At 67.4% G+C, this 13,949-nt stretch carries 10 protein-coding genes and 1 pseudogene; 4 read left to right on the plus strand and 7 right to left on the minus strand.

The features are described 5' to 3' along the window. Positions 1-283: 283 nt before the first annotated feature. Both OG594_RS46005 and OG594_RS46010 read left to right on the plus strand, forming a co-directional pair. Positions 284-1,234 (plus strand): terpene synthase family protein, encoded by a 951-nt coding sequence (locus tag OG594_RS46005; RefSeq protein ID WP_266608668.1) that lies wholly within the window; start codon positions 284-286, stop codon positions 1,232-1,234. Continuing rightward, on the plus strand, positions 1,231-2,568 hold the full coding sequence (locus tag OG594_RS46010) for a cytochrome P450 (protein WP_266608669.1): 1,338 nt from the start codon (positions 1,231-1,233) through the stop codon (positions 2,566-2,568). The genes OG594_RS46005 and OG594_RS46010 overlap by 4 nt, the downstream gene beginning before the upstream one ends. 887 nt (positions 2,569-3,455) lie before the next feature. On the opposite strand, the gene OG594_RS46015 is transcribed toward OG594_RS46010, so the two are convergent. Together OG594_RS46015 and OG594_RS46020 are read right to left on the minus strand one after the other, a co-directional pair. Beyond that, positions 3,456-4,310, minus strand: a complete 855-nt coding sequence (locus OG594_RS46015; protein WP_266608670.1) for an IS630 family transposase — start codon at positions 4,308-4,310, stop codon at positions 3,456-3,458. 154 nt (positions 4,311-4,464) lie between these two features. Next, positions 4,465-4,926, minus strand: a pseudogene (locus OG594_RS46020) (transposase); the annotation flags it as partial. A gap of 293 nt (positions 4,927-5,219) precedes the next feature. Here OG594_RS46020 and OG594_RS46025 point away from each other — a divergent pair. Next, positions 5,220-6,164 carry a hypothetical protein gene (locus OG594_RS46025; protein ID WP_266608672.1) on the plus strand — a complete coding sequence of 315 codons (945 nt, stop codon included), beginning with the start codon at positions 5,220-5,222 and terminating at the stop codon, positions 6,162-6,164. Positions 6,165-6,221: 57 nt separating this feature from the next. Then, entirely contained in the window at positions 6,222-6,590 is a 369-nt protein-coding gene (locus OG594_RS46030) for a hypothetical protein (RefSeq protein WP_266608673.1), read from the plus strand. A gap of 146 nt (positions 6,591-6,736) precedes the next feature. Here the strand turns inward: OG594_RS46030 and OG594_RS46035 are convergent, their stop codons facing one another. The 5 genes from OG594_RS46035 to OG594_RS46055 form a co-directional block, all read right to left on the minus strand. Next, entirely contained in the window at positions 6,737-7,573 is an 837-nt protein-coding gene (locus tag OG594_RS46035; RefSeq protein ID WP_266608675.1) for a hypothetical protein, read from the minus strand. 1,494 nt (positions 7,574-9,067) lie between these two features. Beyond that, on the minus strand, positions 9,068-10,807 hold the full coding sequence (arc, locus tag OG594_RS46040) for a proteasome ATPase (RefSeq protein WP_266608677.1): 1,740 nt from the start codon (positions 10,805-10,807) through the stop codon (positions 9,068-9,070). Then, complete coding sequence (locus OG594_RS46045) at positions 10,808-11,878, minus strand: GTP pyrophosphokinase family protein (RefSeq protein WP_266608679.1); 1,071 nt, start codon at positions 11,876-11,878, stop codon at positions 10,808-10,810. A 623-nt stretch (positions 11,879-12,501) separates the two neighbouring features. Further along, positions 12,502-12,807: a hypothetical protein gene (locus OG594_RS46050; protein ID WP_266608680.1), complete on the minus strand. Its 306-nt coding sequence runs from the start codon at positions 12,805-12,807 to the stop codon at positions 12,502-12,504. Between the two features lie 409 nt (positions 12,808-13,216). Next, positions 13,217-13,519: an STAS domain-containing protein gene (locus OG594_RS46055; RefSeq protein WP_266608682.1), complete on the minus strand. Its 303-nt coding sequence runs from the start codon at positions 13,517-13,519 to the stop codon at positions 13,217-13,219. Between the last annotated feature and the right edge of the window lie 430 nt (positions 13,520-13,949).

Below are 13,949 nucleotides of genomic sequence, written 5' to 3' on the forward strand. Positions count from 1 at the left end.
CGCACGGGCGTCCTCTCGTCGGGCAGACGCCGGAGTGTAGCCGCTCGGGGCGGCTTGCGGGCCGGTATACCAGGCCGTTCCCACCCACGTGTGGTCCGGCGAGGCCCGCTCTTCCACAGGTGCCGGCCGGGTGCTGTGCTGGCGGGACGGTCGGGCGGGATGCTGCGGTGTGCCAGGGCGAGGAGCGGCTGTGCGGTTCGGTGATGGTGAGAGCTTTGTCTTGCCGGTGCTTTCGACTCGGGCGCCGGTGCGGGTGCATCCGGACCTGCCGACGCTGGAGCACGTGAGCGCGCAGTGGGCGCGCCGGTTCCTGGTGGCGGCGTTCGAGGACGCGGGCGGTCTGGACGCGTACATCCGTCTGCAGAGCGGCCTGTGGGGCTGCTACGTCGCCCCTACGGTGGAGGTGGTGACGGCGGAGCTGATCGTCGAGTGGACCTGCGTCCTGTTTCTCGCCGACGACGCGCTCGCCACCGCGGGCAACGCCGGTGCTGTCGCCGCGGCGGCGGTCCCCGGGGGCCGGGCGGGCCATCCCTTTCCTGCGGGAAGGGGGTTGGAGGAGCCGTTCGCGGATCTGTGGGACCGGACCCGGCGGGCCCTGGACCCGGTGCTGTTCGACCGCCTGGGCCAGGCCGTGCAGCTGTACTTCGACAACGCCGAGTGCGAGAACGTCGACCGCGCCCTGCACCGGGTCCCACCGCCCGCAGAACTGCTGCGCCGTCGCATGGGGACGCTGGCGATCGAGTTCTACCTGGTGCTGATCGAAGCGGTCCTGGGACTGCGCCTGAGCGCCGCGTCGCTGGCGGACGCCGCACCGGCCACGCAGTGCGCGCTGGAGCACATCGCCCTGACCAACGATCTGTTCTCCTTCCGCAAGGAGAAGTACGAGCACGACGACCAGAACCTCGTCGTCGCCTACCGCCACCACCACGGCTGGTCCCTGCAGCGAACCGTGGACCACCTGTGTACGGCGATCGACGACGCCGAGCACCGGCTGCTGGCCGCCTGCGACAGCGTCTCCATCACCGGCGACCGGGCCGCCGTCGGCGCCTACCTCGACGCCCTGCGCCTCCTGGTGGGAGGCAATCAGCACTGGAACTACATCGCCGCGCGCTACCACGGCGAGCACCATCGCTGGAACGGTGTCCGCGCGGGCACCGTCACCCTCTATCCGGACCGCACGGTCTTCGACGCCACCGTTCCGCTGCCAGCACCGACCACCAAGGTGACTCTTTGAACAGCACTGTCGCGACGGCTCCCGGTGCCCTGCCCGCCGTGGGGCACGCCCTGGCGTTCCTGCGCGACCCGCTCGCATTCCTCGCCTCGCTCCCCGCCGACGGCGACGTGGTCGCCATCCGCCTCGGGCCGCGCACCGTCGTCGTGGCCTGCGACCCCGCCGTGACCCGGGAGATCCTGTCGGCCCCGGGGACCTTCGACAAGGGCGGGCCCTTCTACGACAAGGCGCGGCTGCTACTCGGGAATGGCCTGGGAACCTCCTCCTGGCAGGACCACCGGTGGCAGCGACGCGTGCTCCAGCCCCAGTTCCACTCGGCCCAGATCAAGGCCTACGCCACCGTCATGACGCAAGAGGCCGTGGCGCTGGCCGCGTCCTGGCAGCCCGGTCAGGTCATCGACGCCAGGCGGGAGTTCCAGGCGCTCACCATCCAGGTCCTCAACCGCGCCCTGTTCTCACTGCGCGAGGACGACCAGCGGCTCCTCGCGCGCGCCCTGCCCATCGCCTTCGACGGCGTCTACTGGCGCATGGTGATCCCCCTCGAGTCCTGGTTCCGCCTGCCCACGCCGGCCAACCGCCCCTTCACCAGGGCACGGGAGTGCCTGCGGCACGTCGCCGCGAACGCCATCAAGGAACACCACCGTACCCCGGACGGGCCCAGCACACTGCTGTCGACCCTGCTCGACGCGCGGACCGACAGCGGCGAGGCACTGAGCGAAGGCGACATCCACGACCAACTCGTCACGATGATGTTCGCCGGCACCGACACCACCGCCGACACCCTGGCCTCCGCGTTCCAGCTCATCAGCATGCACCCCGAAGTGGAGGAACGCCTCCACGAGGAGGTCAGCACCGCCACCGGCGGCCGGCCCCTCACCCCCGACGCCCTCCCCGCGCTCGACCACACCCGCCGCGTCATCCTGGAGGCGCTGCGGATGTTCCCGCCCGGCTGGATCGTTACCCGGGTCACCACCACCGACACCCGCCTCGCCGGGCACCACCTGCCCGCGGGCACCGACGTCCTCTGCAGCCCCTACCTCCACCACCACGACCCGGCCCTGTTCCCGGACCCCGACCGGTTCGACCCGGACCGCTGGCTCCCGCACCGCAACGACACCGTGCCCCGCGGCGCGATGATCCCCTTCGGCGGAGGAAACCGGAGATGCATCGGCGACCAGTTCGCGCTGACACAAGCCACCCTCGTCATCGCGGCAATCGCCGCAAAGTGGCGGCTGCGCTCCACCTCACCCTTGTCGCCGCGGCCGAGAATGAGCCTCGGACCCGGCCGACTCCGCTTGATCTGCGAACCCCGGACAGCCGCGAACCGGAGCCCGTGACCCGGCGACGACCCGGGAAGTGATCTTTAGACCCCTGGGAACAGGTCCTCCGACGGCCGGACATCGCAGCAGGTCAAACAACTCTGTCGGTTGGCCGCCGAGGGCTTCTGGTCCGCTGTCGGTCCCTGCCCCGCAGGTCCGCAGCGCGGGGGCGGCCGTACCCGCCGTCGTAGGCGTGCCACTCGCGCGACGACGGCAGGGTCGGGCCGCTGCCCACATCGAAGTAGACCGGGCCCGGCTCGCTGCGATCGGCCAGTGGTGGCCACGCCACAATGTGGCCCCACCAGCCCTGTGCGCGGCCAGTGCAGGTGGTCGCGTCGAGGGTCCTGGTCGTCGAAGACCCGCCGCAGCCAGTACCTGTCACGGTGCTCGCCGAGGAGGTGGGGCCGCCGCGCGCATTCACTCGTCCCCACTCCCCACCGTGCCCGACCGCGCCCCGCCGCCCCAGCCAAACTGACGTCGCAGCAGGCCGCGGTCGCACCCGTTAGCCACAAAGGGCTTTCGGAGCTGTGGCTTCACAAGAGCACAACCCGGGACACAGGGAGGGACACACGAGAGGACACGGGGACACAGGCCGCTAGCGCCCGCTTCACCTACACCTTGTGCTCGGCCAGCTTCTGCTGAGATGCCTGGAGCGCGGCGCGGCAGGGAGTACAGAGCGGGTTCGCTCCGACGCCGTAGCGGCAACAAGGCTGCCGACTTCTCTGCACTACTGACTTCGGCCTGTCAGGGTGACGCTGGGGCGTCGAGGGTCAGGCCGGTGCCGCTATGAAGCCGTCGAGGGTGTCGGGGCGGTACTGGAGGCGTTTGAGCCGGTTACGGACGAGGGTTTCGAGCCGGTCGAGGGCCATGACAGCGAGATTGGCCAGGCTGCGTTTGACGTGCGCTCACACACCCTCGACGGGGTTGAGGTCGGGCGAGTAGGCGGGCAGCAGGAACACCGTCAGCCATTCGCGCTCGGTGACCAGGTCGCGCATGGCGTGGGAGACGTGGGTGTTCAGCCGGTCCCGGACCAGCACGACGGGCGCCCTGACGAGCTGGTGGACGCCGTCGATCAGCGCCATGGCGTCGCGCTCGCCCATGCTGCGACGGTTTCCCTTGCCCGCGGGGTGGGTGCGCAGGCGATGGCACAGCCGGGTGCGGGAGCCGGGCCGCATGGCGATCAGTCCGGCCACCGACAGGCGCCCGGAGCGTCGGCCGCTGACCGTCACGACCGGGGTGCGGCCGCGCCGGCCCCAGGTGCGTCCTCTGGGCGACTTCCGGGTGAAGCCCACCTCGTCCTCGAAGCAGATGTAGCCCCCCGCAGGCCGCCCGGGCTCTTTTACCTCCGCCCAGGTCGCCTCCTTCCACACGGTCACGGCCTGCTCGTCGCGCTCGGCGACCCGCCGCGCAGGAACCTGCGGGCTGAAACCGATCCGGTGCATCAGCCTCGTCGCACCCGAGACGCTGTAGGAGACGTGGAATTTCCTTCCAATCAGCGTGGCCATCCTCGCCGCGGTCCACACCTGGTCCTCCACCCAGCCGTGCGCGGCCGGATCCTGCTCTAGATACCCGGCCAGTTTCTCCAGACAACGCGGGGACAGCCGGCACCGCAATCCACTCGGGCCGCGGGAGGCCAGTGCCCCGGCTCCGCCGTCCCGCCATAACTGATGCCACTGGTACACCGACTTCTGGCTCACCCGCAGCCGCCGCGGGACCTCAAGCGGTCTGGCCTGCTGCTCGAACAGCTCGGCTGCCTGCATCCGCACCTTCTCCCGGCGCTGCCGTCCCACAGCGGTCAGCCCGCCCCCATCGCCATACCTCACACACCCTGAGATACAGCCATCACCCAAGGTCACTCAGGGACTTCGCGCAGATTCACCCCGACGAGCCGAAGTCAGTAACGGACCCCGGCGCCCAGGTCTCGGGCACGAACAGCCGCCAGTCCACCGCCGCCGAGGCATGATCCGAGGCCAGGTGTAGCGAGACTCCCACCTGGCAGTTGGTGACCTTGCCCGCCGTGCCCGTGTACTGCCGCGACACACACGCCGAGGCATTGCCGTCCTTGAGGAATCCGGTGTCATCGAAGATCAGCACGGTGGGCTGGATCGCCTTCTCCATCCTCCAGGCCAGCCGGGCCCTCACATGCGCTGGATCCCATGGGCTGGTGGTGATGAAGTGGGCCAGCGCCTGTCGGTTCCCGTCCTCACCAAGCCGGGCGGTCATCGGCTCGACCGACTTGCGCTGCCCGTCCGTGAGCAGGCCCCGCAGGTAGACCCGCCCCCACCGACGCTGATCATTACGCGCGAACGGCTCGAAGACCTCTGCCGCAAAGTCCTCCAACTCGCCACGCACAGCTGAAACTTCCTCCGGCGTCACACATCCCCAACGACACACCGAACCAGCAGGACACGCAACACCAACACGAACCTGACCAAGCCCTACTAGTCAAGGCGAGATGCTCGCGTGGCTCTTGGAAGTCAGTGGTGCCGGGCGAGTTTGACGTCGGAGCGGAGCAGGATGACAGCCAGCAGGGGATGAGGACGAGGTCGGGGTAACGGTCGTCGGGCTATCTGTAAGGCAGTTACTACCGTCTGGCTGCGTTCAGTCCAGCGACAGCAGCCCTGAGTCCGCCGACGGACCGGGAAGCCGGCGGATGTAGCGTCCCGTATGTGGAAATCGCTGACCTGACCCCTCTCGAATCCCGCATCCGGTATGCCTTCGCACGGGGCGAAGCGGTCGACGTGCGCCCGGAACACGGGGCCCCGGGCTCTCCAGACGTCGCGGGGTCATCCGTACGCGCTGCGGTGCTGCGCGGACTGTTGCTCTCCGGCCCAGTTGAGGACGGCGAGATACCCGCGCTGTGCCTGCGCGGGGTGACGATCACAGGCCGACTGGACCTGGCGTATGCCGAGATCCCGTATCCGATCCAGCTCATGGCCTGCGACTTCGAGGACACACCCGATCTGAGCGAAGCGCGCGTACGCCGACTGGACTTGTGCGCGTCCAGGCTGCCCGCGCTCACCGCGCCAGGCCTGCGCGTCGAGGGCGACCTCGTACTCGCCGACTGCCAGGTGTCCGGCCCGATCCAACTGGGGTACGCCCGCGTCGAGGGCAACATCAATGCCCCGCGCCTGATGGCACAAGGCGAGGTCGTACTCGAGGCGGCCCAGGTGGCTCGTGCCCTCGACCTCGAGGATGCCCGGCTGCACAACCCGCAAGCCCTGGCTCTCAACGCGCCCAGCCTCAGCCTCGGCACCGTCCTCAACGCGGGTGGCCTCAGGGCCGAGGGCAAGGTCCGACTCACCGGCACCAGGGCAGGCGGCTGGATCTCCTTCATCGAAGCACGGCTTCACAATCCCGGAGGAGTCGCGCTGGGCCTCAGCAGCTGCGAAGCCCGCCAGCTCACCCTCCGCGACGCGGAGCCCATCAAGGGCGAGGTCAGACTGCACCACTCCACCTTCAAAGCGATCGAGGCCGATCCGAAGGTGTGGCCCGACGTGGTCCGGCTGGAGGGTCTGGTCTACGAGTCGCTCTCGCCCCGGCTGCCCGCAGCCCAGCGGCTGCCCCTGCTCGAGCACGACCAGGACGGCTTCGTACCGCACAGCTACGAATAACTCGCGCACGCCTACCGCGGTGCGGGCGAGGACGGCGAGGCACGGACCGTGCTGCTCGTGGCGCAGCGCAGACACCGCCGGACCCTGCCGTGGCCCGCGAGGCTGTGGGGACACATCCAGGACGTGACCGTCGGCTACGGCTTCCGCCCCGCCCGCGCGGTGACCTGGCTACTGGCACTGCTGTTGGTCGGCGCCGTCACCTACGGCCTTCACGAACCACCACGAGCCGAACCGGGCAAGGGGCCGCAATTCAACGCCCTCGCCTACGCGGCAGACCTGCTGCTCCCGGTCATCGACTTCGGCCAGGAGAAGGCTTTCGCGCCCACCGGCGCCCACCAGTGGCTCGCCTATCTTCTGGTCGCGGCGGGATGGGTCTTTGCCACGACCGTCGCGGCCGGCGTCACGCGTAGCCTCAAGCGTCAGTAGCCAGGACGGCACAGAGGTCAGCCCGAAGGGCCAGCTCGCTCCAGGATCGGAGTCACTGGTGCAGTTAACAGGCCACTTCGCGCAGGGGCCGATCTGGGCCGGGGCGCAGCTGAGGGCGGGCACTCTGGCTGAGGTCTGGGGGGTGGTCATGGACGGTTCCCTTCGGATGGCGGCAGTGCTGGCAAGAACGTTTTGGCGCCGGGTATTCCCTTGGCGGCGCGTTTGGTGCTGGTGGCGAGCGCGGCGGGACGCAGGGTGCCTGGGCCGTAGCGGGCGCGGGCGTGGTCGGTGACCGCTTCGATGGCCAGGGCGCGGTCGTCGCTGGGACCGAGGGAAAGCTGCTGGGAGGCCTCGCTGGCCGGGCGGAGATCCTTTGCGCGCAGGCTGATGCTGCGGACGCGGGCTCGCTGGAGGGCGAGCAGGTCGTACAGCTCGTACGCGGAGGTGGCGATTGCCCGAGTGTGGGGGCTGGCTTCGCTGAGGGTCCGGCTGCGGGTGCTGGAGCTGCGGTCGGCGTAGCGCACGGACAGGGCCAGGCTTCCGGCGGCCTGCTGGCCGTCGCGCAGGCGGGCGGCGACTTCCTCGGCCAGGGAGAGCAGGGCTCGCCGGTGCTCGGCCGGGTCCAGGACGTGGTGCGCGAAGGCCCGCTCCGCGCCCAGCGACTTCGCGATCGGCTGGGTCTGGACGGTGCGCGGGTCCTGGCCGCGGGCGTGGGAGTGCAGGGCGCGGCCGGCGGCGGCGCCGAAGAGCCGTACGAGGGTGGGTACGGGGGTGTCGGCGATGTCGCCGATGGTGTGCAGGCCGTAGGTGCGCAACTTGCCCGCCGTCGCCGGACCGACCCCGTAGAGCGATGCCACCGGGCGCGGCCGAAGCCACCGTTCGATGTCCGCCGTTTCGATCACGGTGGTCATGCCGGGCGGGGTGGCGGCGGCCGCCATCGTCGCGAGCATCCGGTTGGGGGCGACGGCACAGGTCGTCTGCACGCCGTGCAGGGCGAGGGTTCGCAGCCGCAGGAGCGCGGCGAGCCCGGCGGGGTCGCGCTGTCTTCTCTGGGGGATCGAGACCTTCGTGGCGTGGGCCAGCCGGATCGATGCAGCTCAACGACGTGATCCCTGAGCCTAGCTTCTGCGACAGGTGTGGCAGATCGCCCGTGAGGGTGAACGAGCCGGGAGACGAACGGCCCGCCCCCGACAATCCGTGAGCCGGAACAGTGTCGCGCTATCGACGATGTTCCAGATTGCGCACACCCCGACGACAGACTCCCGGCATGAGCCGAGGTGTAAGCCATTAGAGTCCTGCTGTTGGGTATGTGGCTAGTCGAGCAACTGGCTGCTCGACTGCTGAGGAACTCTGCAGTTGTGAGTGATGTGACAGCAGGTATCTTCGCTCTCGGCGGCGCCATTGTCGGTGGGCTAGCAACCCTTGCCGGCACTGTGTGGGAGCAGCACCGGCAGAGTCGTACTGCTCGGAGTGAGCGACTCGAGGAGATGGCTAAGGCCGGCGTGGATGCAGCGATGACCGAGCTCCTGGAGGTTCAGACGGCCCTACGTGCAGCCAAGACCCAGGTGCCCTCAACGAAAGGTTCCTCGTATGAGGAGCCCCCTTCTACCTTCATGGCTGCGTTTCTGGGGAAAGATCTAACGCCCGAGGAACGAGATGAGCGACTCCATCGCATGATGGACTGTCGCTCAAGGATCAGTATCGCTATGCAGCGTGTACCCAGCTATGAGCTGCGAGAACGCGTCGGCATTGACACCTCAATCATCTTCGGGCTCCCGCCAACCGAGAGTGAGTCCGCCTTCACCCGCAACATGGAAGTCTGCAGAGACGCAGAGTGGTGCCTGGGTGCATACCTCCGCGGGGAACCCCTACCGAGCCTCATGCCAACCGTCGCGAAGGCGCACGCGGAGTGGCGCAAATTCTCCAGCGAATACAACGCTGCCTGGCATCGTAAGCATCACACGCTCTGACCTGGAGTGTTACATCTATATGGCGGCCCTATTTGCGGGGGTTGGCCAGGCGATCGCCACATGCCGATAACTGAGAAGCGTGTGCAGGTTGATCCCGATCGCGTCTGCGTACCGGTCCAGGACGATGAAGACACCCCTGCGGCGGGATGGCTGCGGCCGGCATCGTGGCCAGCATCCGGTTCGGGGCGATGGCGCATGTCGTCTGCACGCCGTGGAGGGCCAGAGTGCGAAGCCTCAGGAGCGCGGCGAGTCCGTCGGGGTCGCGCTGCCTTCTCTGGGGGTTAGAGCTGATGCCGTGTTCGTAGTTGAGACTTCGACCGATAGTTGGCGGCTCCGCTTCGCGGTTCCCGCAGGTCGGACTCGATTCTCAGATCGCTAGTTGGCGCGTTCTCCGGCCGTTGGTTGGCGGGTCAGAGCCCGCCGGTACGCAGCAGGGGAAGGTGGACAGACCTGACGGGAGCGAGGGGCTGCCCGACGGGATCGACGGGATGCGCGGGATGCTCCGCTTTACAGCCCATACTTTCCATGCTCAAACTCCACGGACCGGCCGGCCAGGCGGGTTCCGGTCTTGGTCAAGGTGCGCGCATATGTGATCCTCTGACCCTTCCTTCCGGAGATCCGCGCCCAGTCGTCCGGATTGGTCGTGCTGGTCAGGTCCTCGATGGATCTGATCTCATCGGCAGCGGCTCGGAGGAGGTCCCGGGCTCCGAGGCCGAGCGGGCCCCCGCGATCGAGGTGGCGGGTGATCTGGATGAGCTTGGCACGGTCGACGATGTTCCGGATCGTCGCGCCGGAGCTGAAGTCACTGAAGTAGAGAATCTCGGTTTCGTTGTTCTCGTACCGCACCTCCAGGAACTCGTTCGAAGAGTCATTGGAGTAGAGATAGTTGATGACCGTCGTGATCATGTTCTCCAGAGCGTGATCCGCGTTTCCGTCATGGGCTTGGAGATCGTCCGGATGAAGAAGATCGATCGGGCCGAGGTGCCGGGTGAGGATCTCCCTCGCTCCCTTGGCGTCAGGGCGGTCGATTCGGATCTTCAGATCCAGGCGGCCGGGTCGTAGGACGGCCGGGTCGATCATGTCCTCGCGGTTTGAGGCACCGATCACGATGACGTTCTCCAGGCGCTCCACGCCGTCGATCTCGGCGAGCAGCTGGGGGACGATGGTGTTCTCCACGTCTGAGCCGCCGCCCGACCCGCGAGTGCGGAACAGTGACTCCATCTCGTCGAAGAAGACGATCACGGGTGTGCCCTGGTCGGCCCTCTCCCGGGCCCGTTGGAAGATCAGCCGGATCTGCCGCTCGGTCTCGCCGACGTACTTGTTGAGCAGCTCGGGGCCCTTGACGTTCAGGAAGTAGCTCCTCCCGCGGAGCGCGGAGCTCTGGTCCGCCTTCTTCGCCAGCGCATTGGCGATGGCCTTGGCGATCATGGTCTTCCCGCAGCCTGGCGGGCCGTACAGCAGCACGCCCTTGGGCGGCCTGAGCCCGACCTGCCGGAAGAGTCCGGGATGCAGGTAGGGCAGCTCGACCGCGTTGCGAATCTGGGCGATCTGCTCTTCCAGTCCGCCGATCTGTTCGTAGTCAACGTCGGGGACCTCGTCAAGGAGCAGTTCCTCGGCCTGGGTTCTGGGGATGATCTCGAAGACGTGAGCGGAGCGGGGCTCCAGCAGCAGGGTGTCTCCAGGGCGCAGGGTGGAACCGTCCAGCGGGTCGGCGAGTCTCACCACACGCTGCTCGTCGGTATATCCGGTGACCAGGGCGCGCTCGCCGTCCCCCAGGACCTCATTGAGGGTGACAATGTCGCCGGTGCTCTCGAAGGCCATCGCGGCCACGATGTTGAGCGCCTCGTTGAGCATCACCTCCTGACCGCGACGGAGTCCGTCCAGGTCGACGCCGGAGTCGACGTTGACGCGGAGCTTGCGCCCAGCGGTGAAGATGTCGGCGGTACCGTCCTCGTTTTGCCTGAGGAAGGTGCCGAACCCGGCGGGGGGCTGGGCGAGCCGGTCGACCTCCTCCTTGAGGGCCACCATCTGGTCGCGGGCCTCACGGAGTGTGGAGGCGAGCCGTTCGTTCTGGGCGGCGACCCCGACCAAACTGGTCTGGAGCTCGACGATGCGTTCCTCGAGAACTGCCAGCTTCTGCGGCTGTTCCGCGAGTGCGCCCCGCAGCACATCGATGTCCCGTTCCAGCGACGCAATCCGATCCGCAGAGTCGTCCATTGCCGGCTCCTGCGGGTCCTCGTGCTTCATCTAGGGTCCCACCTGGTGAAGGGTCGCATCGAGGGCGTCCTCGATCTCGTGCTGAAAGAGGATGGTTCCGTGTACGCGGAGCTCGGGATCGCGTAGGAGCATCGACAGCGCGATCACATCGCACGGATCTCCCACGGGAATGAGTCCATTGGCCCGGATCTCCCGTACCAGGGCCGAAAGCCTCTCGGACTGTTCGGACAGGCTTGCCATGAGGTCCGCCAACGCGCCCACGGTCGTGAGGCCGGCGGTGGTCGCGAGCGACACCAGGCTGTTAAGTGACTGGCGGAAGCGCTGGTCGTCGTGGTTGGGAGATTCCTCGTCGTCGGCGAATCCCGCGGCACCTGCGACCTGGCTCACCTCTGGGAGCGGCATTTTCTGCCAGCTTGCCTGGACAGAGTCGAAGTTCAACGGCAGCTCGCGCCATTCCTCCACGTTGACCTGGTGGGCGTAGCTCGCTCGCAGAGTCTCCACCTCTGCCCGGAATGCACCGAACAGCTCGTCGCCCGTCTCCAAGAGCGCGGCCAGACGAAAGAGTTTGCGTCGGACCACGGCCGGGATCGCCTTTTCATTCTTGTAGTCTAGAGCGTGACTAATGACTCCCCATGCATGCTGCAGAACCGTCCTGACCTGGAACTCCACTCGGAAGTCCGCGAATTCCTGATACTCGCTCAGCCTGCGCCGGTCTTCCGATAGACGGGCGATAATGTGCAGACTCTGATATCCGAATGCATCCGGTGCGTCGGCGCGTCGACTTTCCTCCTTGAGGATGTCGAACTCTTCCCTGATCATATCTCGGACCAGGGTGACATCATCCAGATAGAAGGTCACGACCCTGACGCCGCAGAGATCCTCTGCATCGGAGAGCCGTTGGTAGCCGGGGTGTCGCTCGAGTTTCCCTTCGAGGCTCGCGACATCCTTGGCCCGCGCCTCGATGGTCTGGAACTTGATTCCCCGGAGGTCGCAGAGTTTGGTGGCGAGTTCCCGAAGCGCCTTGCTGTAGAGTTCAAATCTAGGGAATTCGACCTGGTAGGCCTGAAGTGCCTTGCCTCGAGGAATGTCGTCACCGAACAATATGGACTCCAATCGGTGACAGAGCAATGGCGTGGAATGGGGACCGGCCGAAGCTGCGTGACAGATGATAGTTGCTCAACTACCCGACGGACCGGAAGCTGCGGACGGCGCGTCATCGAGGACCGCCCTGGCGGTCGGTGGCACTCCCGCCAGGAATCGGCATCGCCGGGAGCCGGCCGCGTTGGGTCGACGCCAGCTCCACGGCCTATAGCACCCTCTCAGCCTCGATCCATCCTGCGTCGATTAAAGAGCGAACCGCCCCGGTCACTTTATGTCGTGTCAGACCTGCGGGTCGGTATCGAACTGCTCCAGTAGGTCGGCTTCGCGGCTGGTGAGGATGCGGTTGAGCTCGGCGAATCGGATAGATCGCGGTGGGGGATGGGCGATGCTCAGAATCACGTTGCTCTCCGAGCCGGGTAGGCGGTCTCGAGCTCCAGGGCGCCGGCCGCGAATGCTTGGGGCGAGTCGCCACTCGCTGCCGGTGAGCCGTGACCAGAGGAAAGAAGGAGAAGAAGGCTCTGAAGCTGGTCAACGCATGGTGACACCCCACCGGTTGGGGCGGGCCAAGGACCAGGCCTGTGAGTTCTCTCTGCGGGGACGGTCGCCCTCGCAGAGCAATCCGGCTATCCGGGTACTGATGAGTTGAGGGTGCGAGTCAGCTCTCGGTTGGCTGCGCGAGCCTCCAGCTCCTCCGTTCGCTCGTCGAGCTCCCCTTTGGTGTGGGCGAGATCTTGTTCTAGCAGCGTGATGCGTCGTTGGAGCTGGTCGATGTCGACAGGTGCCCCGAGCCCGGAATCGGCCCAGACGCTCTCGCCAAGCTGAGACGACAGCCGGTTCTCCAGCTGGCGAACCCGTGCTGTCAGCCGCTTGCTGCGTTCGAGCGCGTTCGCGAGGTCGGACTGGAGCGAGATCCGGCTGACCGCTGCCATCCGTCCGTCCTCGACTGTGGTGCCAGCAGCGACGTGGACGCGTTCGAGTAGGTCCTTGTGGCGGTAGAAGAATGTTCGGTCGACTCGGGCCGCGCGGGCGAGACCGGAGACTGTGATGTCACCGCCGGCCTTCACCGCGAGTCGATGGCTTTTAGAACTGCTATCGGAATGACTTCGGGTCACCCGACTGGAAGCCGCGGTCGAGAAAGGGTGGGGCTGGGAGAGCGGCGGGCGAGGGACGACGGGCCGAGGATGCCCGGTGTCCGTAGCGGGGCCCGGCCGGGGTGGCTTCAACCGGCCGGGCCCCGCGTGCGTGGACCCTCTCGTCGCACTGCCACCGTGCCACGGCCGACCGTGAGCCGCCCGGTGTGCGATCCGTGAGGGGGACCGCGGTCGGGCGCCGCCCCGGTCAGCAGTCGGCGATCGGGAAGAGCGCGTCGGCGCCGGTCATCTCCAGCAGGCGCCGGACCTGGGGCGGCGGAGTGCGCAGGACGACGCGCCGGCCGTGTTCGGCCGCCGTCCGCTGCGCGTGGATGAGGGCGTTGAGGCCGGAGGAGTCGCAGAACGACAGGTCGGACAGGTCGACGACGATCTCGTCCGAGCCACCCGGCCGGGTGATCGCCGAGTGCAGGGCGTCGCGCAGCATCGGCGCCCGGTCGATGTCCATCTCGCCCCCCACGCGCACGACACGGCACTGATCGTCACCGCTCACCCACACTCCCTGCTCACCTCTCTCAAGATCTTCTGTGCCGCCCATGATGAGGCGGCCCGGGCGGGAGCGGGGCACGGGCCTCAGCGCATGAGGGCTCGGGCGGCGCCGCCGCCCGGTCGTTGTGTCCCCCCTCCCACTCCGGCGACACCCGATTATCTTAAGGGCACGCACCCGAAAATCTATTGCGGCCGGAGTAGACATTGGGTGGTGATGTGGTAATGGTTTCTCTCGTAGCCCAGTCAGGAAGAGCTCGGCAGAGACGAACTGCCGGGCAGCAGTACCCGCAGTTGCAGTTGTTGGACGGTGCGGCAGTGGAGTTCCGAAGCCAGAGCGGTTGCAGGACGGCGACGGGGCTGACGGCCGGACCGGGTGGCCCGCAGTCATCAGGGGCCGCCGCAGGAAGTACCGCGTCAACGCAGTGATGGCAGTA

This window comes from Streptomyces sp. NBC_01214, from assembly GCF_026340975.1.
In the GTDB taxonomy this organism is placed as follows: domain Bacteria; phylum Actinomycetota; class Actinomycetes; order Streptomycetales; family Streptomycetaceae; genus Streptomyces.